Consider the following 22,109-nt stretch of genomic DNA (forward strand, 5'->3'; position numbering starts at 1 on the left):
GTCAACCCCTCAGTGAAGCATCAAGGAGCCGGCCGCCTTGCTCTTGCCGGCGCGAGCGGGAGGATTGCACAGGCCGCACTGGTAGTGGCGCGCATTCTCGTAAGGCTCGGTCACGAACTGGCCCTTGCAGACCGAGCACTGGGTGCGCGTCAGCATCTGTGCATCGACAAACTTCACCAGGCGCCAGGCGCGGGTAAAGGACAGCAGCACCTCGAGTTCGGCTGCCTGAATCTGTTCGGTATAGAGGCGGTAGGCCTTGGTCAGCTGCTCGGCCGAGTCCAGCTCCACGCCCTTGGACAGGTATTCGTAGATATTGAGGAACAGCGAGCTGTGGATGTTTTCCTGCCAGGTCAGAAACCAGTCCGTGGAAAACGGCAGCTGGCCCTTGGAGGGAGACTTGCCCGAGATTTCCTTGTACAGCCGGATCAGGCGTTCATAAGACAGCGTGGTCTCGGACTCCAGCACCTGCATGCGGGCGCCCATCTCGATGAGCATGGCGGCGCGCTCGATTTGCTTGGATTCGTTCAGAACGCTTTTGGTGGCAGTCTTGGCAGCGGGCATCAATCTCTCCTAAAAACCAGGTAGTCGCTAGCGGGTGCTCAGAGCACTTCGGAGACACGGCTGGCCATCAGGATGTTGGCGTGCAGCGTATTGGTGGCGGCGTTGCCGATCTTGTTGCTGCTGTGATTGGTCAGCAGGCTCCAGACCATTTCGTCATCGGCGCGGAAGCTGGCCAGCAAGGTGTTGCGCGATGCCAGCTTGAGCACCTGGGCCGAAGACAGCGAGCCCAGCAGTTCGCAGGACTCTTCGTTCAGACCCAGACGGAACACAGCCTCTGCCTTGTCCTGGCGGATCATGGTCTGGGCCAGCATCAGATAGGTGAGGTTGGCTTCGCGGATCTCGGCAAGCAGTTGTTCGTTGTTCATGGGGTCCAGTCCTTTCAATCTCGACAGACCGTCACGGCACACATAAACAAGACGTTAAAAGTGTTTCGATCTGTTGAAGTGAATTGTGTTTCAAGCCTTGATCGAACTGAAGTCGGGGAGTGTCGGTATCGCCGGTCTGGTTTTACAGGCAGGCATGTAGGATTTCCCTTACTGCCTTGCCATCCTTCGGGATGACTCGGAGTGCCGGGTGGGGGCTGACATTGCATCAGGCCGGATTCCGCTGGTGCATGTATTGTGAATCTGTCCGAAAGATGACAAACGAGCAAATAAGCGGCTTTTTATTCGGTATCTGATGGCCTATGAAGCAGGGCGGCCCGGATGTCCTGTGGTAGCGGCCCGAATCCGGGTTGCCAGGCTGCATCGACACGGGAGCGCGGACATGGGCGTGGGCCATGCCGCCAAGGCCCGGAGCACCGCGAAGGAGCGGGCTTGGTCTGGCCTGGCTTGGCGTTGATCAAGCGCGCCGCGCCGCACCGCACCCCACCCCACCCCACCGAGTTTGCGCCGCTCTGCCGTGATCGCGGTGCGCTCTGTCCGTGGCCCAGGGAGCGAAGCCGGCAAGCGCGGGGGGGGGCGGGCATGTCTGTTCGAGGCCGGGGTCTGGCGCGGCACCGGCACTGGCCCGGCACCGGCACTGGCATGCGGCAGGCTCAGCCCTTTTCGGCCGGGCGGGAGGGCTGGCTGCACCACTCGCTCCAGCTGCCGGCAAACAGGGCCGTGGGCGCAAAGCCGGCAATGCGCATGGCCAGCACATTGGGGGTGGCGCTGACGCCGCTGCCGCACTGGTGCACCACGCTGGCGGGATCGCGTCCGGCCAGCAACTGGTCAAACTCTGCCTTGAGCAGCGCTGCGGGCTTGAAGCGTCCGTCGGCGGCGATATTGCTGCCGAACGGGCGATTCAGCGCGCCCGGAATATGGCCTGCCACGGGGTCCAGGGGCTCCACCTCGCCGCGGTAGCGAGCCGGGGCCCGGGCATCGATGAGGGTCTGGGTGGCCTGACCCAGATCGGCCTCGACCTGAGCGACGGTCTTGAGCGTCTCCAGCGGCTGGCCCAGTTCAAAGTTGGACTGGAAATGGCCGGGCTCTTCCCCGCTGCTCAAGGCTTGGCCGGCCGCCTGCCAGGCCTGCAGCCCGCCATCGAGCACGGCCACGGCATCGTGGCCGGCCCAGCGCAGCATCCACCACAGGCGGCCGCAGTAATTGGCGGCGTTGCGGTCATAGACCACGGCCTGCATATCGTTGGCAAAGCCTATGGAGGACAGCCAGGCGGAAAAGCGCTCGCGCGTGGGCAAGGGGTGGCGGCCACCGGATGCCGACTGCACGCTGGTGGCGACCAGGCCGTCTTCGCCGGGTACTCCGTGCGGTGCACTGAGGTCTTTGTCCAGATCGACGAACAGGGCTCCCTCGATATGGACCTGCAGATATTGCTCGCGACCGGCAGGCGGGTTCATGAGGTCAAAGCTGCAGTCAAACACCATCAAGGGCTTGCCGCTGGCCTTGAGCCGGGCCAGCTCTTCGACGGAAATCAGGGTGTTGTAGTGCTCGGGCGTCGAGTGGTTCATGGCTTGCTGCTCCAAAGATTGAACGGCTGAAGACGGCATGGGGTGCAGTCTTGCGGCATACAAACCATTATGCGATCGGGCCGTAGCGCCGCAGCCCCGCAGCTTCATTGTTTGGATATGGCAAGCCGCGCAGATCCGGCGTGGACTGCGCGGCAGGCTGGGGCTGCTGACGTGCATGGAGAAGGCGCCGGGCGCGCCCCTGGCATGGCTAGCCCCTGGAGCGCAAGGTGGTGGCGGCGGCTCCGCTGGCGACGATGAGCACAATGCCCCCCCAGCCGATCAGGGGGATGCTCTCGCCGAACAGCACCAGGCTGAGCAGGGCGGCAAACACAATGCCCGAGTACTGCAGATTGGCGACGACCAGAGTGTTGGTCTTGCTGCCCGCCGAGGCATAGGCCTTGGTCATGCAGACCTGGGCCACGGCCGCGAGCACGCCCACGGGCACCAGCCACAGCGCGCTCCAGCCGGGGAAGGGCGAGATGCCGGTGAACAGCATGGTGATGCCGCCGGCAACGGCCGAGCCCACCGAGAAATAGAACACCACGCGTGTCTCGGGCTCGCCCAGGCGCGACAGGGTGGTCACCTGCATATAGGCCATGGCCGCAAACATGCCGCCAAACAGGCCGCCGAGCGCGGCCACCCATTCACTGGCCGGGGCGCTGGTCGGGCGCAATACCAGCAACACGCCGACAAAGCCTGCTACCACCGTGGACACCAGGCCCCAGGGGAAGGGCGGAATGGCGCGGCGGGTTTCGGGTTCGGCTGCATAGGATTTGCGCAGGGTGTGGCGCATCCACAGGCCCTGGGCGATGAGAAACACCGCCATCCAGATGCTGCTCATGGAGTTGAGCGTGGTGGCCGTGGCCAGCGGCAGATGGCCGATGGCGTAGAACCAGGCACCCATGGAGATCACGCCGACAAAGCTGCGCCAGGCATGCTCGCGCGAGTACTGGGTGGTCAGCGTCACGCCGCTGCGCCTGGCCAGCCAGACCAGCAGCGCCATGCTGACCAGGCCGCGGTAGAACACGATCTCTGCCGCATTGAAGTCCTGGGAGGCAAACTTCACACACACACTCATGACCGCAAAAATCAACGCGGCCAACACCATCCACAGGGCTTGCATATCTCACTCAATTCAGCATAAAAAATAGCTGCTGCGCTCATGGAGCGATAGCAGCTATCAGTCTTGAGGCTTACCTCATTCAGCGTTGGGGAACGCTGTCGCCCATGATGCGGCGATACCACTCATGGAAATGTTGCATGCCGTCTTCCATGGGGCTCTGATAGGGGCCGACCTCGTTGTCGCCGCGTTCATACAGGGCCTTGCGGCCGCCGTCCATGCGCTCGGCGATCTCGTCGTCCTCGATGCAGGTTTCCATGTAGGCGGCCTTCTGGGCCTTCACGAACTCGGGCTCGAAGGCGGCGATTTCCTCGGGGTAGAAGAACTCCACCACGTTCAGCGTCCTGTCCACGGCCAGCGGGTGCAGGGTCGAGACCGTGAGCACATGCGGATACCACTCCACCATGATGTGGGGGTAGTAGGTCAGCCAGATGGCACCGCGCTCGGGCAGGTCGCCATTGCGGTAGGCCAGCAGCACCTCGTGCCACTTCTTGTAGATGTCCGAGCCGGGGTTGCCGAAGCTGGGGGCCACGCCCACGGTCTGCACCGAGTACTCGCTGGCGAATTCCCACTTCAGATCGTCGCAGGTGACGAAGTTGCCCAGACCGGGGTGGAAGGGGCCGACGTGATAGTCCTCCAGATAGACCTCGATGAAGGTCTTCCAGTTGTAGTTGCACTCGTGCATCTCGACATGGTCGAGCACAAAGCCGTCGAACTGGAGCTGCTCGCGCAACTTCATGCCGGCCAGGTCGGCCTCGATGTCGCGGCCGTTGTCCTCGAACAGCAGTCCGTTCCACTCGCGCAGACGGTAGTTGTTGAGGTTCAGGCAGGGGTCGTGGCTGAAATGGGGCGCGCCCAGCAGCTCGCCGCTGGTGCTGTAGGTCCAGCGGTGCAGCGGGCAGACAATGTTGCCACCGGCATGGCCCTTGCCCTCGGACAGCAGATTGCCGCGCCCCTTGAGCATCACGGCCTGGCGGTGGCGGCAGACATTGGAGATCAGCTCGATCTCGCCTTTGGCATTGCGTACCAGCGCCCGCCCCTCTTTTTCCTGAGGCAGGGCGTAGTAGTCGCCTATCTCGGGAACGGCCAGCTGGTGGCCTACGTAGCGCGGGCCGCGCTTGAAAATCGTTTCCAACTCGCGCTGGAACAGCGCCTCGTCGAAATAACTTGAAACTGGTAGTTGGCTTGCGGCCTGCTGCAGTTGAAGACTTAAATCAGTCATGGATGACCTGACCTAAAGACTCCCCACAGGGAGGGTGCACGTGCGCACACGGTAAAAAACGAAACCGGCCTTGTCTGGACACGGGCTTGAGGCAATAGGCGGTGGCTTGGCCAGCCGACTGGTTTGCCCGACCGGATGACCAGGCACGGGGCCGGTTTGACGGGAATGGGATTATAGGCTGTGGGGTTATTTCCGTTTGTCTGGTACGTGTATTGACGTTATTGGGGCGGTGTGGCGAAAAATCCTGTCAGCAAGCTGCCAGCCGTGCGCAAACCTTGGCAGGGCACCAAAAAAGCCGGCGTGAACGGCGCCGACCTGGCCGCAAGTCACAGCCAAGACATCTCGCGCCGGCCGGCTTTGCGGGCATTGCACGCCAATGGTGCGGGGACGCCTAAAATCGTCGTTTCCGTCCAACATAAGCCACACCCTCCATGCCCAAGGCCGCTGCCGCCAAAAAATCCGAACAGCCTGTCAGCTATGAAGCTGCTTTGCAGGAGCTGGAACAACTGATTGCGCAGATCGAATCGGGTCAGCTGCCGCTGGAGCAGATGCTCAGCGGCTACCAGCGTGCGGCCGAGCTGCTGGGCTTTTGCCGCAGCCAGCTCGAAGCCGTGCAGGAGCAGGTCAAGGTACTGGATGAAGGCAAGCTGTCCGCCTGGACCCAGGACTGATTCCGGCGTCCGCGCTTTTTGCCTTGAAGATGCAGCCCATGAATGAATCAATGATTGCCGAACCATCGACGCCTTTGAACGAGGGCAAGCCTGCCCTGGATTTTTCCGTCTGGATGCAGGAGCGACTGGCGCGCACCGAAGATGCGCTGTCGCGCTGGGTGGGCATCAATGCACCTGCTGGCCTGGGCGAAGCCATGCGCTACGCCGTGCTCGATGGCGGCAAGCGCTTGCGGCCGCTGCTGGTCTGGGCGGCTGCCGAGGCGGTGGGCGGTCTGGCTGCGGCCACGCTGCGCGCAGGTTGCGCCGTTGAGCTGATTCACGCTTATTCCCTGGTGCATGACGACATGCCCTGCATGGACAACGACACCATGCGCCGTGGCAAGCCCACCGTGCATGTGCAGTTTGGCGAAGCCTCGGCCCTGCTGGCCGGCGATGCTCTGCAGGCCCTGGCGTTCGAGCTGCTGCTGCCTGAAGACGACGGCATTCCCTGCTCCATGCAGGCCAAGCTGTGCCGCCTGCTGGGCGCGGCGGCGGGCAGCCAGGGCATGGCCGGCGGCCAGGCCATCGACCTGGCCAGCGTGGGCAAGCAACTGAGCGAGGCGCAACTGCGCGAAATGCACCGCCTCAAGACCGGTGCGCTGCTGCTGGGCAGCGTGCTCATGGGGGCAGCCTGCAATGCGCAGACCGATGCCAGGGCACTGGCTGCGCTGACCGACTATGGTCAGGCACTGGGCGTGGCTTTCCAGGTGGTGGACGACATTCTGGATGTGGTGGCCGACTCCGCAACGCTGGGCAAGACGGCCGGCAAGGACGCGGCCAATGACAAGCCCACTTTTGTGTCGCTGCTGGGGCTGGAGGCTGCGAGAGCCCATGCCGAGCAGCTGCGCCAGCAGGCCCATGCCGCCTTGACGCGCAGCGGTCTGGCCGACACGCAGGCCTTGGGTGCACTGGCCGATATGGTCGTGCAGCGTACCCACTGAGATTTAATAGAGAAGCCCTGTAATCCAGTACTGGTAAACACTAGCAGCTATTAAAAATATAGAACATGTCCACGAATACCTCTTCCCTGCTGCACAAGATCAACGATCCCGCAGATATGCGCGGTCTCTCGCGCTCCCAGCTCAAGAGCCTGGCCGCAGAGCTGCGCAACTATGTGATCGACAGCGTCTCAAGGACCGGCGGGCACCTCAGCTCCAACCTGGGGACGGTGGAGCTGACCGTGGCGCTGCACTCGGTGTTCAACACGCCCTATGACCGCATCGTCTGGGATGTGGGCCACCAGACTTATCCGCACAAGATATTGACCGGCCGCCGCGATCGCATGGACACGCTGCGCCAGTTCGGCGGCCTGTCCGGCTTTCCACAGCGGGCCGAGAGCGAGTACGACACCTTTGGCACGGCGCACTCGTCCACCAGCATCTCTGCGGCGCTGGGCATGGCGCTGGCCGCCAAGCAAAAAGGTGAGGATCGCCGTGCAATAGCCGTGATCGGCGACGGCGCGATGACGGCCGGCATGGCGTTCGAGGCACTGAACAACGGCGGCGTGCACGATGCCAACCTGCTGGTCATTCTCAATGACAACGATATGAGCATCAGCCCGCCCGTGGGCGCGCTCAATCGCTATCTGGCGCAACTGATGAGCGGCCAGTTCTATGCCAAGGCCCGCGATGTGGGCAAGAGCGTCCTCAAGCAGGTGCCGCCCTTGCTGGAGCTGGCCAAGCGTCTGGAGCAGCAGGCCAAGGGCATGGTCGTGCCTGCCACCATGTTCGAGCAGTTCGGCTTCAACTACATCGGCCCCATCGACGGCCATGACCTGGACTCGCTGATTCCCACGCTGGAGAACATCAAGGGTCTCAAGGGCCCGCAGTTTCTGCATGTGGTCACCAAGAAGGGTCAGGGCTACAAGCTGGCCGAGGCCGACCCCGTGGCCTATCACGGCCCCGGGAAGTTCGACCCGGCCGTCGGTCTGGTCAAGCCGGTCACGCCTGCCAAGCAGACCTTCACCCAGGTGTTCGGCCACTGGCTCTGCGATATGGCGGCCAAGGACCAGCGCCTGGTCGGCATCACGCCTGCCATGCGTGAAGGCTCGGGCATGGTGGAATTCCACAAGCGCTTTCCCGGCCGCTACTACGACGTGGGCATTGCCGAGCAGCATGCAGTCACTTTCGCCGGTGGCATGGCCTGCGAAGGCGTCAAGCCCGTGGTGGCCATCTATTCCACCTTTTTGCAGCGTGCCTATGACCAACTGATCCATGATGTGGCGCTGCAGAACCTGCCCGTGGTGTTTGCTCTGGACCGCGCTGGTCTGGTGGGCGCCGACGGTGCCACGCACGCCGGTGCTTATGACATCGCCTTTGTGCGCTGCATTCCCAATATGAGCATGGCCTGCCCGGCGGACGAGCGCGAAACGCGCCAGTTGCTGACAACGGCCTATGAGCAGGATCACCCTGTCTGCGTGCGCTACCCGCGCGGCGCCGGTGTGGGCGTGACTCCGCTGGAAAGCCTGGAAGGCCTGCCCTTCGGCAAGGGCGAGATGCGTCGTGAGTCAGCTTCCAAAAAGGTGGCGATCCTGGCTTTCGGGACCTTGCTGTACCCTGCCTTGCAGGCCGCCGAAGCCTTGGATGCCAGCGTGGCCAATATGCGCTGGGCCAAGCCTCTCGATGAAGAGCTGCTGCTCCAGATCGCGGCAGATCACGAGCTCATCGTCACGCTGGAAGAAGGCTGCGTCATGGGCGGCGCTGGCAGTGCCGTCATGGAGAGCCTTGCCGCCCATGGCCTGAGCAAGAGCGTGCTGCAGCTGGGCCTGCCCGACGCGTTCATCGAGCATGGCGATCCCGCCAAGCTGCTTGCGCTGCAGGGGCTGGATGCGGCAGGCATTGAGGCCTCCATCCGAAAGCGTCTGGCTGCGTGCTGAGGCGACAGGGACATCGTTTGCGCAAACGGGCTCAGGCGGTCGCTGAATCCCTGTTTGCGCCAGTCCTGATGGACTGAAACCAGGCCCTTCATCGAAGGGCCTTTTTCTTTGCTTGTCATCAAGAAAACTGACGGCAACCGCGAATCGCCACACGGGCGGCGTCTGCGTTCCTAGAATGCCTGTGGCTGCCGGCCTGTGATCAGGCCGTTGCAGCCGGCTTGGCAATCGACAACTACTAGCGGAGAAATATTCATGGATCGTCGCTCACTCGTCAAACATGTGGGCATGGCCGGTGTGCTGGCAGCGGGCGTGGCTCCTGTGGTGCGCGGCCAGGAGGTGCTGCGCTGGCGCCTGGTGACGAGTTTTCCCAAAGTCCTCGACGCCATCTCTGGCGGGGCCGAGAAATTTGCCCAGTCGCTGCGTCTCATGTCGGGCGGCCAGATCGAGGTCAGCGTGCACTCCGCAGGCGAGCTGATGCCCGCCTTTGGCGTGATGGAGGGGGTGCAGAACGGCGTGGTCGAAATGGCTTTGACCGCTCCCTACTACTTCACCGACAAGGACTACTGCTTTGCACTGGGTTGCGCTGTGCCCTTTGGTCTGACGGCGCGGCAGATGGATGCCTGGATGGAGTGGGGCGGCGGGCGCAAGCTCATGGATGATTTCTACGCCCAGTACGGCATCAAGAGTCTGAGCGCCGGCAATACCGGCACGCAGATGGGGGGCTGGTACCGCAAGGAAATCAAGACCGTGCAGGATCTGCATGGTCTGCGCATGCGCGCTGGCGGCGGCTTGCTCGGTGATGCGCTGCAAAAGCTGGGCGTGCAGGCCGTCAACATGCCCATCGCTGATGCGCAGCAGGCGCTGGAAAAAGGTCGTCTCGATGCGGTGGAGTTTGTCGGCCCCTACGACGACCAGAAGCTGGGCTTCGGCAAGATCGCGCCTTACTACTACTATCCGGGCTGGTGGGAGGGCGGCGCCGAGCTGGCCTATTTCATCAATGCCAAGGCCTTTGCAGCCCTGAGCCCCGAGCTGCGCGCCATGGTGGAGGCTGCCGCAGCGCTGGCCGCCAAGGATCTGACTGCCAAGTACCTGGCGTACAACCCCGCAGCGCTCAAGAAGCTGCTGAGCGAACGCGTGCAGCTGCGCGCCTTTCCGCGCGAGCTCATGGATGCGGGCTTCAAGGCCGTGATGGCCACCATGGCCGAGCATGAGGCCAAGTCGGCACCGTTCAAGAAAATTCACAGAAGCCTGCGCGGATTTCAGCACGACCAGTTGCTCTGGGATCGTTTCTCCGAGTTCCGCTATGCCAGCTATATGAGCGCGGTACGGCTGTAAGCATCGGTCGCTGCCTGCCGAGGCCTGACTTGATGCACCTCACTAGGTAGAACTTCTTAAGCGAACGGTCACTTTTTAGCGCTTGTGAAACGGTTGGCTCGTGTACATTTTGTGCCTGTTGCATAAAACAAGCTGGCATAGATCAGTGGTCTGTATCAGCTCAATTCGTTCCTCAAGGAGACTAAAGTGGATCGTCGTTCCATTCTGAAAAATGCCGGTATCGCCGGCGTGCTGGCCGCGGGTGCTGCACCTGCTGTTCACGCCCAGGCCGCTGTGCGCTGGCGCCTGGCCTCCAGCTTCCCCAAGTCGCTGGACACCATCTTCGGCAGTGCTGAAAAGCTGTCGCAACTGGTCAAGGCCATGTCGGGTGGCAAGTTCGAGATTTCGGTGCACCCCGCTGGCGAGCTGATGCCTGCTTTCGGTGTGGTGGATGCGCTGCAGGGCGATACCATTGACATGGCACAGACCGCTGCCTACTACTTCACCGGCAAGGATCCCGTCTTCGCCTTCAGCTGCGCCGTGCCCTTTGGCCTGACCGCACTGCAGATGAACGGCTGGAAGGACCATGGCAACGGCCGCAAGCTCCTTGATGCCTTCTTTGCCAAGTACAACTTCAAGACCGCATCGGCCGGCAACACCACGACCCAGATGGGCGGCTGGTACCGCAAGGAAATCAAGACCGTGGAAGACCTCAAGGGTCTGAAGATGCGTCTGGGCGGCGGCGTGTTCGGCGAGGCCATGGCCAAGCTGGGCGTGGTTGCGCAGAACATGCCTGCTGGCGATGTCTACCAGGCCCTGGAAAAGGGTACGCTGGACGCCGTGGAATTCGTCGGTCCCTACGACGATGAAAAGCTGGGCTTCAACAAGGTTGCGCCTTACTACTACTACCCCGGCTGGTGGGAAGGCTCCGCCGAGCTGGAGTTCTTCATCAACATCAAGAAGTACAACGCGCTGTCGCCCGAGAACAAGGCGATCCTGGACGCTGCAACCCGCGTGGCTGCCGCCGACATGACCAGCAAGTACCAGGTGCTGAATCCTCAGGCCATCAAGCGCCTGGTGGCCAACAAGACTCAGCTCAAGATGTTCCCCAAGCCTTTGATGGATGCCGGTTTCAAGGCCTCCATGGAGGTGTTTGCCGAGCACGAAGCCAAGTCGCCCGAATTCAAGAAGATCCACCAGGACATGCGTGCCTTCCAGCGCGACCAGATTCTGTGGAACCGCTTCTCCGAGTACCCCTTCAATCAGTACATGGCGACTGCCAAGATCTGATTTCGCTCAGACTCAAGACTTCCAGCGCCATGCGCTGGCTGCAAAAAAACCGCAGCTTGCTGCGGTTTTTTCATGTCAGCAGATCATGCCAGTCTGACCCTGTCAGCGCCCGCATCGGACAGCGCAAACAGCAAGTCCTCCAGGGCTTCGACAGGTGCAGAGCCAAGATCTATGGTCGCTTTCACTCCTTCTGCCAGGACTTGCGGGGCCGACATGAAGTGAACGACTTGCTGCAGCCCTGCCTCATCCGGCTCGTTTTCATCATCCCCATCAAACCAGTCCATGAACCAGTCGGTAAGCGCCTTGGCAGCCTGCTCTTGTGGCAGCCCTTGCACTTCCAAGGACAGCCAGTCCCAGACAAAGGGGTGCAGCTCCATCGCGCAGTCGGCAAGGTGAAAATGAACGGGCTCGAACTTGAGCCGTGTCTGTGAATCCACCTGCACCATTTCGGTGGAGTCTTCCGACATGCGGATGACATCGGCCCGGCAGGGCAGGTCCCATATTCCTTCGGTTGCCAGCATTCCATCGCTATTGCGATAGGCCGGCTCCACATAAGACCCCTGGGCATGGGCTGCCTGAGACAGCAGGTCTGCGTAGGGTTGACGGATGGCCGTCAGCAGTTCGGTGATGGTCATGGTGATTTCCTGAAGGGTAGTGAATCTATCCCCATCAATCATTGAGCCATGAAAAAGCCCCGGCTCTGGCGAGCCGGGGCTGTATCAGCGCAAGGGAGCCGATTTACTTGGCGGCAGGCGCTGCGTTCAGTGAATCCTGCAAGGCCTTGGCCGGATCATCCGAGCCATAGCCGCCCGCATCGGGTGCGGCCGGGGCAGGCTGGCTGCCCTCGGCAGGGGCCGCTGGCACTGCAGAGCCTTCTTCGCCGCCCTCAGGGGCCCCGAAGGGGTTGTCTGCACCATAGCCACCGCCAGCGTCGTTGAGCTGGTTGAGCATCTCGTCGCCCACCTTGTTCATGTCCACGACCACCGGTTTGTCGAGCGCGCCGGTCACGATGCCGGGGAAGGCGATGAGTACACCCACCATCACCAGCTGGATCAGCACAAAGGGCACTGCACCCTTGTAGATCTGCATGGTGGTGACGGGATCGATGACCTTGTGCGTGACCTTGTCGACGTATTGCTTGTCCGGAGCGACCGAGCGCAGGAAGAACAGTGCAAAACCGAAGGGCGGATGCATGAACGAGGTCTGCATGTTCACGGCCAGCAGCACGCCGAACCAGATCAGGTCGATGCCCATCTTCTCGGCCACGGGGCCCAGCAGCGGCACCACGATGAACGAGAGCTCAAAGTAGTCCAGGAAGAAGGCCAGGAAGAAGATCATGATGTTGACCACGATCAGGAAGCCCACCTGGCCGCCGGGCAGGCTGGTCAGCAGATGCTCCACCCACTTGGGGCCGTCGGCGGCCTGGAACACCAGGCTGAAGGTGGTGGCGCCGATCATGATGAACATCACGAAGCTGGCCAGCTTGGTGGTCGAGGCCAGGGCCTGCTTGAGCAGATCCATGTTCAGGCGTCGGCGTGCAAAACCCATGAGCAGTGCCGCCATGGCTCCCATGGCGCCGCCTTCGGTAGGTGTTGCAATGCCCAGGAAAATGGTGCCCAGCACCAGGAAGATCAGCAGCAGCGGAGGGATCAGCACAAAGGTCACGCGCTCGGCCAGCTTGGACAGCAGGCCCAGCTTGAGGACCCGGTTGAGTGAGGCGATCACGAAGGCAATGAAGGTGCCGCCGCACATGGCGGTGACGATCTTCTCGTCGGTGGCGACTTCGGTGATTTCCTTGCCCTGCCACCAGGTGTGCAGGTCGGCCATGTGGCTGGCCAGGAAGATGGCCACGATGGTCGAGATGCCCATGACCACGGCCAGCGAGGTATAGCCGGAGTTGCCATTGGCTTCGCGATAGATACGTGCCTCAACGGGGAGAGCAGGCACCATCTTGGGTTTGAATATGGCCAGAATCACCACCCACAGCACATACATGCCCATGAGCATGAAGCCGGGGATGAAGGCACCCTTGTACATATCGCCCACGCTCTTGCCCAGCTGGTCGGCCATCAGAATCAGCACCAGCGAAGGCGGGATGATCTGGGCCAGTGTGCCCGAGGCCGCAATCACGCCCGATGCAAGGCGGCGGTCATAGCCGTAACGGAGCATGATGGGCAAAGAGATCAGGCCCATGGAAATCACCGAAGCAGCAACCACGCCGGTGGTGGCAGCCAGCAGCGCGCCCACAAAGATCACGGCCAGCGCCAGACCGCCGCGGATCGGTCCGAACACCTGACCGACGGTGTCGAGCAGGTCCTCCGCCATGCCGGAGCGTTCGAGAATCAGGCCCATCAAGGTGAAGAAGGGCACGGCCAGCAAGGTGTCGTTGGCCATGATGCCGATCAGTCGCTGAGGCAGCCAGGCCATCACGGAGGAGGGAAAGACCCCCAGTTCGATGCCCAGAAAGCCAAAGGCCAGGCCTGCTGCACCCAGGCTGAAGGCCACGGGAAAGCCCAGCAGCAAAAAGCAGATCAGCCCCGCAAACATGATGGGGGCGTAGTTGGTAGCGATGAATTCCATTGATTGTCTCCCGCTACCGTTAGGCCTTGGCCTGGGCGGCCAGCGCCTCAGCCTGCTTGCGATCGGCTTCGGCACGCAGGGCGTCGGCCAGCTCTTCCTCGGCGCTCTTGTCGCTGAGCTTGCCCATGGGGTCGGGGCCGTCACCGGTCAGGAAGGCAATGCGCTTGATCAGCTCGGAGATGCCCTGCGCCAGCAGCAAGGTGATGCCTACAGGAATCGCCGTCCATACGGGCCAGCGGATCAGCCCGCCGGGGTTGCCCGACATTTCTCCGGACTGGTACATCTGGATCACCACCGGCATGCTCAGCCACAGAATGGTCAGGCATAGCGGGGTGAGAAAGAAGGCAAAGCCGATGATGTCGATCCAGACCTGGGCCTTTTTGGACAGACGGCTGTTGATCACGTCGATGCGCACATGCTCTCGGTGCAGCAAGGTGTAGCCCGCCGCAATCAGAAAGGACCATGCGAACAGATACCACTGGACTTCCAGAAAGGCGTTGGAGCTGGTGTCAAAGGTCTTGCGAACAATGGCGTTGGCGGCGCTGATGAAGGTGGCGGCAAATATCAGCCAGATGGAATATTTGCCGACAAAGGCGTTGAGCCTGTCGATAGCCCTGGACAGGGCGAGTAAAGCCTGCATGGTGTCTCCAAAAAGTAGGCTGTGTATGCGTCGCGCTATTGCGGCTGGTAAGCCTCAGGGCGATCTGAGTTTTTGAACCGAACTGGAGATTCTACGGACGCAGGTATGGTGTTTTTTACAAATACGCACGTAAATGTGGCGCCCGAGCGTCAGTGGTGCTTGCTATGCGTACGATAGCTTGAAGTGCATGACTGGTGCAGCTTAGGTGATTGTTTTATTGAGGTATTTTTGGTTTCTCATGGGCTTGCTTGGTAGTGTGTGCCTGCTGTCTTGGAGGGGGGCTCCGCACGGAAACTAGGGCAAATCCGTAGAGGGCCAAACTGCATCAGATCGGGCTCGAGACCTCTTACTTGCTGGCCAGCCGGCGGTACAGGGTGGCCCGGCTCAGTCCCAGGTTGCGGGCGGCCAGGCTTACATTGCCACGGGCTTCCTGCATGGCCTGCTGAATCAGCAGCAGCTCGCTGGTGCGCAGCGGCGTGGCCATGGTGTTGGCCGGTGCGCAGCGGCTGGTGTCGGCCCCCGTCATGACAGGCGCGCCCAGCAGGGGGCCGGCCTGCGCGAGAGCCAGCAGGCGCATGCCGGACCACAGCGGCAGCTGCAGCGGGGCCTCAGGCCGCTGGCGCGCATGCTCGATCAGATGACTCCAGGGCAGGGCCAGCAGCCCATGGCTTTGCATCAGCGATTCATCCCCAGGTGCTTGCAGCGGACGCGGTACCAGTTGCCTGGCCACGGTGTTGCTGCCCAGCAATCGGCCTTCGGCATCAAAGATCATCAGGCCTTCGCCCTCCTGGCCCAGCGGGCCGCCGGGCCAGTTCACGCGCAGCAAGAGGGCATGGGGCAGGGCCCGCAGCAATCGATCTTCGATGGCGCGTGCGCAGCGCAGTGCCAGCAGCAGCAGCTCGGGGCGCTCGGGTACATCGATGCCGGTGATGTCCAGCATGCCCAGGCATTCGCCCTGCGGCCCGAATACCGGGGCGCCCGCGCAGCTGTAGTCGCGCAGATCGTCAAAAAAATGTTCCTGCCTGTGCAGCCATACCGGGCTGAGCTCGGCCAGCGTCGCGCCGATGGCCGAGGTGCCCACGCCGCGCTCGGACAGGTCCACGCCGACCCGGCCCACGGCCAGCGCGCGCAGATCGCGGTGATCGACGGGGCCTTGCACTTCCAGCGTCAGGCCCTGAGCATCGGTCAGCAGGCAGAAGTAGCGCATGGCACCCACGGCCGCCACCAGTTGCGTCATGACCGGGCGTGCAGCCTGCAGCAGCAGCTGATGCTGTTCCTGGGCGTGGCGCAGCGCATGAGGACCTACAGCCTCGAACTCCACTCTTTGCGCGGGATGGCGTCCCTGGGCCACGCAGCGCTGCCATGAGCGCCACAGCCAGGGGGCAAGGCCGGACGGTATCAGAGCATGGGAGGAGTCCGCCTCCAGCAGCAGCTGCCTGGCCTGGACAAGCAGTGCATGGCGTGCGCCAGCATGGGTTGCGGCTTGTGCGGAAGAAGCGGGGCTGGCGGGCGGCATGCGGACTCCGGACAGTGTTTCATTTTGAGAATATCTGTGCGTGTTTCGCCTGGCTTGGGGGTCAACCCTAGCGCCCTGCATCGCGCTGCCTGCCCACCATAGAGAGTGCGGTTGTGCTTTGTTACCCAATTCTCCGGACTCAGGCAGGAGGCATCACGATGAATGTTCAGTTCACGGTCAATGGTCGGGCGGCCAGCATTGACGTTCCCCCCAATACCTTGCTGGTGCAGGCGCTGCGTGAACAGCTGCGCCTGACGGGCACCCATGTGGGCTGCGATACCAGCCAGTGCGGAGCCTGCACGGTGCTGGTCAATGGCAAGGCCATCAAGTCCTGCACCATGCTGGCGGTGCAGGCCCAGGGCGCCGAGGTGCAGACCATAGAGGGCATGGCCGCTGGCGACGGCACCATGCACCCCATGCAGGCGGCCTTCAAGCAGTGCCATGGCCTGCAGTGCGGCTTCTGTACGCCGGGCATGGTCATGAGTGCGGTGGACCTGTGTCGCCAAAAACCTCAGGCCACCGATGCCGAGATCCGCGAAATGCTCGAAGGCAATATCTGCCGCTGCACGGGTTATCAGAACATCGTCGCCGCCGTCAAAGCGGGTCGCGACGGAATGAACGCCGCTTGAGCAGCGCATCACAACTAGAAGAGGAGACACACCATGGGTGCATCTGACTTTTCCAAGCTGCCGCATATCGGCGAGCCCCTATTGCGCCGCGAGGACGAGCGCTTTCTGACCGGAGCCGGCCAGTACACGGACGACATCACGCTGGGCGCACAGACCTATGCGGTGTTTGTGCGCTCACCCCATGCGCACGCCAGGCTGCGCAGCGTCAACATCGATGCGGCCAAGGCGGCCGAGGGGGTGATCGGCGTGCTCACGGGCGTCGACGTGGCGGCCGCCGGTATCAACGGCCTGCCCTGCGGCTGGCTGATCACCAGCACCAATGGCGAGCCCATGAAGGAGCCGCCGCACCCGATTCTGGCCCTCGATACCGTGCGCTATGTGGGCGATCAGGTGGCCATGGTGGTTGCCGAGACCCTGCAGCAGGCACGCGATGCCGCAGAGCTGGTGGAGGTTGACTACGAGGTGCTGCCTGCGGTGGTGAATGTGGCCGATGCAGCGGGCGGCAAAAAGCCCGGGGCGGTGGTTCACGACATTGCCCCGGACAACCATTGCTACCAATGGGCGATTGGCGACAAGGCGGCCGTGGATGCCGTGTTTGCGGGCGCCGCCCATGTGACCCGGCTGGACCTGGTCAACAACCGCCTGATCCCCAATGCCATGGAGCCGCGCGTGGCCATAGGCAGCTACAACCGCGCCATGGACGAGTACACGCTGTACGTGGCCAACCAGAACCCGCATGTGGAGCGGCTGCTGATGACGGCTTTTGTCATGGGTCTGCCAGAGAGTAAGGTGCGCGTGATTGCTCCCGATGTGGGTGGCGGCTTCGGCTCCAAGATCTTTCTGTATGCCGAGGATGTCTGCCTGACCTGGGCCGCCAAAAAGCTCAACCGCAATATCAAGTGGACGGCCGATCGCAGCGAATCCTTCCTGACCGATGCCCATGGCCGCGACCATGTCAGCCATGCCGAGATGGCCATGGATGCCAACGGCAAGTTCCTCGCCATGCGTGTGCACACCGATGCGAATCTGGGTGCCTACCTGTCCACCTTCGCCAGCGCCGTTCCGACGATTCTTTACGCAACGCTGCTGGCGGGGCAGTACACCACGCCGCAAATCCATATCGAGGTCGATGCCTGGTTCACCAACACCTCGCCCGTGGATGCCTACCGGGGCGCAGGCCGCCCCGAGGCCACGTACCTGCTCGAGCGTCTGGTCAGCCGCTGTGCCTGGGAGATGAATCTGTCTCAGGCCGAGATCCGCCGCCGCAACTTCATCACCCGCTTTCCGTATCAGACGCCCGTGGCGCTTCAGTACGACATCGGCGACTACCAGGCCTGCATGGATCAGGCCGAGCAGCTGGCCGATGTGGCGGGATTTGCGGCGCGGCGCGCCGCCAGCGAGGCCAGAGGACTCAAGCGCGGCCTGGGCTACAGCAGCTACATCGAGGCCTGTGGCCTGGCGCCCAGCAATATCGCCGGGGCGCTGGGCGCGCGTGCCGGTCTGTTCGAGTGCGGCGAGGTGCGCGTCCACCCCACGGGCAGCGTGACGGTGTTCACGGGCTCGCACAGTCACGGACAGGGGCATGAGACGACTTTTGCCCAGGTGGTGGCGGCGCGGCTGGGCATTCCCGTCGAGCATGTCGAGATCGTCCATGGCGATACGGGCCGCGTGCCCTTTGGCATGGGAACCTATGGCTCGCGCTCCATCAGCGTGGGTGGCGCGGCCATCATGAAGGCACTGGACAAGATCGAGGCCAAGGCCAAGAAGATTGCCGCGCACCTGATGGAGGCCAGCGATGCCGACATCGATTTCGCGGGAGGCGAGTTCACGGTGCGTGGCACGGACAGGAAGCTGCCTTTTGCCCAGATTGCGCTGACGGCCTATGTGCCTCACAACTATCCGCTGGACAAGTTGGAGCCGGGGCTGGACGAGACCGCTTTCTACGATCCCACCAACTTCACCTTCCCGGCCGGCACCTATATCTGCGAGGTCGAGGTCGACCCGGCCACGGGCGTGGTGCGCGTCGACCGCTTCAGTGCCGTGGACGACTTCGGCACCATCATCAACCCCATGATCGTGGAGGGTCAGGTCCATGGCGGACTGGCCCAGGGCATAGGACAGGCGTTGCTGGAGAACTGCGTCTACGACCGGGACTCGGGGCAGTTGCTGACCGGCAGCTTCATGGACTACGCCATGCCCCGCGCCGACGATCTGCCCGATTTCAAGCTGGGCACGGTCTGCACCCCCTGCACCCACAACCCGTTGGGCACCAAGGGCTGTGGCGAGGCTGGGGCCATAGGCTCGCCGCCTGCGGTCATCAATGCCGTGCTCGATGCCCTGCATTGGCTGGGTGTCAAGGATCTGGACATGCCTGCCAGTCCGCACCGCGTCTGGGAGGCCATCGATGCTGCACGCCCCTGACCGCTGCCTGAACACACCCGACTGAGAGGAAGAGAGGACAACACATATGTATGCCTTCAGTTACTCCAATCCCCGGACGCTGGATGAGGTGAGCGCTGCCAGCGGGCAGTTTCTGGCCGGTGGCCAGAGCCTGATTCCTTCCATGAAGCTGCGCCTGGCCCAGCCTGGTGCGATTGTGGATCTCAACCAGGTCGATGGTCTGGCGGGAATCCGCGTCAGCGGTGATCAGGTCGAGATCGGCGCCATGACCCGTCATGCCGATGTCGCCGCCAGCCGCGAGGTGCAGCACGCCATTCCGGCGCTGGCCGAGCTGGCAGGCGGCATTGGCGATCGGCAGGTGCGCGCGCGCGGCACGATTGGCGGATCGCTGGCCAACAACGACCCCGCGGCCTGCTATCCCAGTGCGGTGCTGGGGTTGGGCGCCGCCGTGGTCACGACCTGGCGCGAGATAGCTGCAGACGACTTCTTCCAGGGCATGTACACCACGGCACTGGAAGAGGGCGAGCTGATCAAGGCCGTGCGCTTTCCGGTGCCCAGTAAGGCGGCCTATATCAAGTTCAAGCAGCCCGCGTCGCGCTTTGCGCTGGTGGGCGTGTTTGTGGCGCAGACGGCGCAGGGCGTGCGCGTGGCCGTGACCGGCGCGGGGCTGTCGGTCTTCCGGCATGCGCAGCTGGAAGCCGCGCTCAATCAGAGCTTCACTTCCGCAGCCGCCGCTTCGGTGCCGATCGACGACAGCGAACTCAACAGCGATCTGCACGCGAGCGCGCGCTACCGGGCGCAGCTGATCAGCGTCCTGACGCAGCGAGCGGTGGATCAGATGCTCTGTGCCTGAGCGGCTTGGTCTGAGAGGCTACGCCTTGGTGGGCCCCACCTTGGCGCCCCCCACCTGGGCGCCCCCCACCTGGGCGGCCCTCACCTGGGCGGCCCCGCCTGGGTGGCCTCGCCTCCCTGGCCGGGCACTGCGTGCCAAGGACGAGGGAGGCAGCCTCGCGACGGGCGGGTGCGGAGGGGCGAACGGCATAGACGCCTGCTTGCGGTCTCTGTGTGGCAGTGTGCCTTCGTTGAGGGAACGTTTTTGAATGAAAAGTGGCTCGATCCCTTATCAGTAAAGCGCAAGAAGCTATGAATACTGAAGTGAAAAGCGCTCTGCAGTCTGTGGACGGGCTGCTGGCCGCCTTGCAGAAGGTGGGCTATTTTGCGGACCGGCGTCTGGCTACGTCGGTGTTTCTGGCGCTCAGGCTGCAGCGGCCTTTGCTGCTGGAGGGCGAGCCGGGCGTTGGCAAGACCTCGCTGGCCCAGGCGCTGTCCCAGGTGCTGGAGCGGCCGCTGATTCGGCTGCAGTGCTATGACGGCCTGGAGCAGCGCGAGGCGCTGTATGAGTGGAATTACGCGGCGCAGCTGCTGCATCTGCGCGCGGCCGAGCTGCGTGGCGCGGCGGAACTGGAGGCGGTCGAGCAGGAGGTCTATCAGCCGCGCTATCTGGTGCGCCGCCCTTTGCTGCAGGCCCTGCAGGCGCCCGCGCCTGGCGCGGTGCTGCTGATTGACGAGGTGGACCGGGCCGATGAGCCTTTCGAGGCCTTTTTGCTCGAATATCTGGGTGAGTACCAGGTCAGCATTCCCGAGCTCGGGGTCGTCCGGGCTCAGGTGCCGCCCGTCACCATTCTCACGAGCAACCGCACGCGCGATCTGCATGATGCGGTCAAGCGCCGCTGCCTCTATCACTGGCTGGACTACCCCGAACGCGAGCGCGAGTTGGCCATTGTTCAGGCCAAGGTGCCCGAGGCCGCCGCGGCCCTGACCGAGCAGATCGCCCGCTTTGTGGACCGGCTGCGCAGTCGCCCGTTTGCCGATGCCTTCGAGCGCACGCCCGGCATTGCCGAAAGCGTGGAGTGGGCCAAGGCGCTGGTGGCGCTCGACACCCTGGTCATAGACCCCGAACTGGTGCACGAGACGGCGGGCATTTTGTTCAAGCAGCGCGAAGACGTGGCCGCGCTCACGCCAGAGCGTCTGCAGCAATTGCTGGAGCCCGATGCCACAGCCTGAGCGGCAAGCGCAGTCGCCACAGCAGCCCGCAAGTGTGAGCTGGTGGGGGGACGCGCGCAGCGGCAAGCTACCCATCAATTTGCTGGGGTTTGGCCGAGCCCTGCGCCGTGCGGGGCTGGCCGTGGATGCCGAGCGCCTGGCGCTGGCCCAGCAAGGCCTGCTGCTGGTGGACATGAGGCGCGAGGACGTGGCCGCCGCGCTGGAGGCCGTGCTGGTTTCGCGCGAACAGGACCTGGCGGTCTTTCGCGAGCTGTTTGCGGCCTACTTTCGCAACCCCGAGGTGGCTCAGCAGCTTTTGAGTCAGCTGCTGCCGGGCGCGCCGGAGGCGGCCAAGCCGCGTCACCGGCCGCGTGTGCAGGAGGCCTTGTCGGCGATTCATGCCGCACGGCAAACACCCGCGAGCGAGGAGTCGACGCTGGATGCCGCCATGTCGGCCAGCGACCGGCACAGGCTGCAGCATGCGGATTTCAATCAGCTCAGTGCCAGCGAGTACCGCCTGGTCCAGCAACTGGCGCGTGATATCCGCTTGCCGCTGCCCAGCTATCGCAGTCGCAGAAGCGAGTTGCGCGCCTCGGGACTGCGCGTGCACTGGCCCGCCAGCCTGAAAGCTGCGGCAGCCACGGGCGGCGAGCTGGCAAGTCTCAAATGGCGCAGGCGCAAGCGGCTGCCCATGCCCTGGCTGGCGCTGGTCGATGTCTCGGGCTCCATGGAGCGCTATGTGCGTCTGCTGCTGGCATTTCTGCACCAGGCCACCAGCCCCCGGCGCTATCCGCAGCTGCGCCGCCATATCTTCAGCATGGGAACCAGCCTGCAGGAGCTGAACCGGGCTTTTTCCCATAGCGACCCCGATGCCATGCTGGCCCAGCTCAATCGCGACATTGACGATTTCGGCGGCGGTACCTGCCTGGGGGAATGCCTGGCGCAGCTGCGCCGGCAGCAGGCGCGCCATCTGGTGGGCAGGCGTACCCTGGTGCTACTTGTCAGCGACGGGCTGGATACCGGCGACAGCGCGCTGCTGGAGCGAGAGCTGCAATGGCTGGCTCGGCACAGCGCGCGCATTCTCTGGCTCAACCCCTTGCTGCGCTTTGACGGGTATGCCCCGCTGGCCAAAGGCGCGGCCGTGCTGCATCGTCACAGCCATGCCATGCTGGCCGTGCACAACCTGCAGTCATTGCAGCAACTGGCTGCGCATCTGGCAAAGCTGCTGCAGCTACCGCACCGAGATTGAAAAGGAGAACAC

The 22,109-nt window shown here is 63.2% G+C and carries 19 protein-coding genes; 10 read left to right on the forward strand and 9 right to left on the reverse strand.

Annotated features, from left to right (window positions below):
* Positions 1-9: 9 nt before the first annotated feature.
* From flhC to QYQ99_RS19785, 5 genes are all read right to left on the reverse strand, one after another.
* Positions 10-561 carry a flagellar transcriptional regulator FlhC gene (gene flhC, locus QYQ99_RS19765; protein ID WP_003052834.1) on the reverse strand — a complete coding sequence of 184 codons (552 nt, stop codon included), beginning with the start codon at positions 559-561 and terminating at the stop codon, positions 10-12.
* Positions 562-599: 38 nt separating this feature from the next.
* Entirely contained in the window at positions 600-926 is a 327-nt protein-coding gene (gene flhD, locus QYQ99_RS19770; protein ID WP_302089660.1) for a flagellar transcriptional regulator FlhD, read from the reverse strand.
* A 671-nt stretch (positions 927-1,597) separates the two neighbouring features.
* On the reverse strand, positions 1,598-2,509 hold the full coding sequence (locus QYQ99_RS19775; RefSeq protein ID WP_302089661.1) for a sulfurtransferase: 912 nt from the start codon (positions 2,507-2,509) through the stop codon (positions 1,598-1,600).
* Positions 2,510-2,717: 208 nt separating this feature from the next.
* Positions 2,718-3,632, reverse strand: coding sequence for a DMT family transporter (locus tag QYQ99_RS19780; protein WP_302089662.1), 915 nt, complete (start codon positions 3,630-3,632; stop codon positions 2,718-2,720).
* A gap of 79 nt (positions 3,633-3,711) precedes the next feature.
* The gene (locus tag QYQ99_RS19785) at positions 3,712-4,851 is read right to left on the reverse strand and encodes an aromatic ring-hydroxylating oxygenase subunit alpha (RefSeq protein ID WP_302089663.1); all 1,140 of its coding nucleotides are present in this window, start codon (positions 4,849-4,851) and stop codon (positions 3,712-3,714) included.
* 431 nt (positions 4,852-5,282) lie between these two features.
* Between QYQ99_RS19785 and xseB the strand changes: the two genes are divergently transcribed.
* From xseB to QYQ99_RS19810, 5 genes are all read left to right on the forward strand, one after another.
* Positions 5,283-5,522: an exodeoxyribonuclease VII small subunit gene (gene xseB, locus QYQ99_RS19790; RefSeq protein WP_003069159.1), complete on the forward strand. Its 240-nt coding sequence runs from the start codon at positions 5,283-5,285 to the stop codon at positions 5,520-5,522.
* Positions 5,523-5,560: 38 nt separating this feature from the next.
* Positions 5,561-6,502: a polyprenyl synthetase family protein gene (locus tag QYQ99_RS19795; protein WP_003069162.1), complete on the forward strand. Its 942-nt coding sequence runs from the start codon at positions 5,561-5,563 to the stop codon at positions 6,500-6,502.
* Positions 6,503-6,567: 65 nt separating this feature from the next.
* Positions 6,568-8,436, forward strand: coding sequence for a 1-deoxy-D-xylulose-5-phosphate synthase (dxs, locus tag QYQ99_RS19800; protein WP_302089664.1), 1,869 nt, complete (start codon positions 6,568-6,570; stop codon positions 8,434-8,436).
* Between the two features lie 252 nt (positions 8,437-8,688).
* Positions 8,689-9,771 carry a TRAP transporter substrate-binding protein DctP gene (dctP, locus tag QYQ99_RS19805; RefSeq protein WP_302089665.1) on the forward strand — a complete coding sequence of 361 codons (1,083 nt, stop codon included), beginning with the start codon at positions 8,689-8,691 and terminating at the stop codon, positions 9,769-9,771.
* Positions 9,772-9,957: 186 nt separating this feature from the next.
* Positions 9,958-11,040 carry a TRAP transporter substrate-binding protein gene (locus QYQ99_RS19810; protein ID WP_182283731.1) on the forward strand — a complete coding sequence of 361 codons (1,083 nt, stop codon included), beginning with the start codon at positions 9,958-9,960 and terminating at the stop codon, positions 11,038-11,040.
* Positions 11,041-11,123: 83 nt separating this feature from the next.
* Here the strand turns inward: QYQ99_RS19810 and QYQ99_RS19815 are convergent, their stop codons facing one another.
* The 4 genes from QYQ99_RS19815 to QYQ99_RS19830 all read right to left on the reverse strand — a co-directional run bounded on the left by QYQ99_RS19815 (position 11,124) and on the right by QYQ99_RS19830 (position 15,776).
* Positions 11,124-11,675 (reverse strand): hypothetical protein, encoded by a 552-nt coding sequence (locus tag QYQ99_RS19815; protein WP_302089666.1) that lies wholly within the window; start codon positions 11,673-11,675, stop codon positions 11,124-11,126.
* A gap of 103 nt (positions 11,676-11,778) precedes the next feature.
* A complete protein-coding gene (locus QYQ99_RS19820) occupies positions 11,779-13,620 on the reverse strand; it encodes a TRAP transporter large permease (protein ID WP_302089667.1) in 1,842 nt (613 codons plus the stop codon).
* A gap of 19 nt (positions 13,621-13,639) precedes the next feature.
* The gene (locus QYQ99_RS19825) at positions 13,640-14,260 is read right to left on the reverse strand and encodes a TRAP transporter small permease subunit (RefSeq protein WP_302089668.1); all 621 of its coding nucleotides are present in this window, start codon (positions 14,258-14,260) and stop codon (positions 13,640-13,642) included.
* 346 nt (positions 14,261-14,606) lie between these two features.
* Entirely contained in the window at positions 14,607-15,776 is a 1,170-nt protein-coding gene (locus tag QYQ99_RS19830; RefSeq protein ID WP_302089669.1) for a helix-turn-helix domain-containing protein, read from the reverse strand.
* A gap of 158 nt (positions 15,777-15,934) precedes the next feature.
* Between QYQ99_RS19830 and QYQ99_RS19835 the strand changes: the two genes are divergently transcribed.
* The 5 genes from QYQ99_RS19835 (at position 15,935) to QYQ99_RS19855 (ending at position 22,097) form a co-directional block, all read left to right on the forward strand.
* Positions 15,935-16,405, forward strand: a complete 471-nt coding sequence (locus QYQ99_RS19835) for a (2Fe-2S)-binding protein (protein WP_302089670.1) — start codon at positions 15,935-15,937, stop codon at positions 16,403-16,405.
* 33 nt (positions 16,406-16,438) lie between these two features.
* On the forward strand, positions 16,439-18,826 hold the full coding sequence (locus tag QYQ99_RS19840; RefSeq protein WP_302089671.1) for a xanthine dehydrogenase family protein molybdopterin-binding subunit: 2,388 nt from the start codon (positions 16,439-16,441) through the stop codon (positions 18,824-18,826).
* A gap of 46 nt (positions 18,827-18,872) precedes the next feature.
* Positions 18,873-19,658, forward strand: coding sequence for an FAD binding domain-containing protein (locus QYQ99_RS19845; protein WP_302089672.1), 786 nt, complete (start codon positions 18,873-18,875; stop codon positions 19,656-19,658).
* A gap of 290 nt (positions 19,659-19,948) precedes the next feature.
* The gene (locus QYQ99_RS19850; protein ID WP_302089673.1) at positions 19,949-20,869 is read left to right on the forward strand and encodes an AAA family ATPase; all 921 of its coding nucleotides are present in this window, start codon (positions 19,949-19,951) and stop codon (positions 20,867-20,869) included.
* Complete coding sequence (locus QYQ99_RS19855; RefSeq protein ID WP_302089674.1) at positions 20,856-22,097, forward strand: vWA domain-containing protein; 1,242 nt, start codon at positions 20,856-20,858, stop codon at positions 22,095-22,097. The genes QYQ99_RS19850 and QYQ99_RS19855 overlap by 14 nt, the downstream gene beginning before the upstream one ends.
* Positions 22,098-22,109: the final 12 nt, after the last annotated feature.

The organism is Comamonas testosteroni (genome assembly GCF_030505195.1).
GTDB classification, from domain to species: domain Bacteria; phylum Pseudomonadota; class Gammaproteobacteria; order Burkholderiales; family Burkholderiaceae_C; genus Comamonas; species Comamonas testosteroni_G.

What these genes read in the sequence shown, in the direction of transcription:
- QYQ99_RS19835 (WP_302089670.1), top strand. Translation starts at nt 15,935, where the DNA reads ATGAATGTTCAGTTCACGGTCAATGGTCGGGCGGCCAGCATTGACGTT.
- flhC (WP_003052834.1), bottom strand. Translation starts at nt 561, where the DNA reads ATGCCCGCTGCCAAGACTGCCACCAAAAGCGTTCTGAACGAATCCAAG.
- QYQ99_RS19775 (WP_302089661.1), bottom strand. Translation starts at nt 2,509, where the DNA reads ATGAACCACTCGACGCCCGAGCACTACAACACCCTGATTTCCGTCGAA.
- QYQ99_RS19840 (WP_302089671.1), top strand. Translation starts at nt 16,439, where the DNA reads ATGGGTGCATCTGACTTTTCCAAGCTGCCGCATATCGGCGAGCCCCTA.
- QYQ99_RS19845 (WP_302089672.1), top strand. Translation starts at nt 18,873, where the DNA reads ATGTATGCCTTCAGTTACTCCAATCCCCGGACGCTGGATGAGGTGAGC.
- QYQ99_RS19815 (WP_302089666.1), bottom strand. Translation starts at nt 11,675, where the DNA reads ATGACCATCACCGAACTGCTGACGGCCATCCGTCAACCCTACGCAGAC.
- QYQ99_RS19795 (WP_003069162.1), top strand. Translation starts at nt 5,561, where the DNA reads ATGAATGAATCAATGATTGCCGAACCATCGACGCCTTTGAACGAGGGC.
- QYQ99_RS19785 (WP_302089663.1), bottom strand. Translation starts at nt 4,851, where the DNA reads ATGACTGATTTAAGTCTTCAACTGCAGCAGGCCGCAAGCCAACTACCA.
- QYQ99_RS19780 (WP_302089662.1), bottom strand. Translation starts at nt 3,632, where the DNA reads ATGCAAGCCCTGTGGATGGTGTTGGCCGCGTTGATTTTTGCGGTCATG.
- flhD (WP_302089660.1), bottom strand. Translation starts at nt 926, where the DNA reads ATGAACAACGAACAACTGCTTGCCGAGATCCGCGAAGCCAACCTCACC.
- xseB (WP_003069159.1), top strand. Translation starts at nt 5,283, where the DNA reads ATGCCCAAGGCCGCTGCCGCCAAAAAATCCGAACAGCCTGTCAGCTAT.
- QYQ99_RS19850 (WP_302089673.1), top strand. Translation starts at nt 19,949, where the DNA reads ATGAATACTGAAGTGAAAAGCGCTCTGCAGTCTGTGGACGGGCTGCTG.
- dctP (WP_302089665.1), top strand. Translation starts at nt 8,689, where the DNA reads ATGGATCGTCGCTCACTCGTCAAACATGTGGGCATGGCCGGTGTGCTG.
- QYQ99_RS19820 (WP_302089667.1), bottom strand. Translation starts at nt 13,620, where the DNA reads ATGGAATTCATCGCTACCAACTACGCCCCCATCATGTTTGCGGGGCTG.
- QYQ99_RS19825 (WP_302089668.1), bottom strand. Translation starts at nt 14,260, where the DNA reads ATGCAGGCTTTACTCGCCCTGTCCAGGGCTATCGACAGGCTCAACGCC.
- dxs (WP_302089664.1), top strand. Translation starts at nt 6,568, where the DNA reads ATGTCCACGAATACCTCTTCCCTGCTGCACAAGATCAACGATCCCGCA.
- QYQ99_RS19855 (WP_302089674.1), top strand. Translation starts at nt 20,856, where the DNA reads ATGCCACAGCCTGAGCGGCAAGCGCAGTCGCCACAGCAGCCCGCAAGT.
- QYQ99_RS19830 (WP_302089669.1), bottom strand. Translation starts at nt 15,776, where the DNA reads ATGCCGCCCGCCAGCCCCGCTTCTTCCGCACAAGCCGCAACCCATGCT.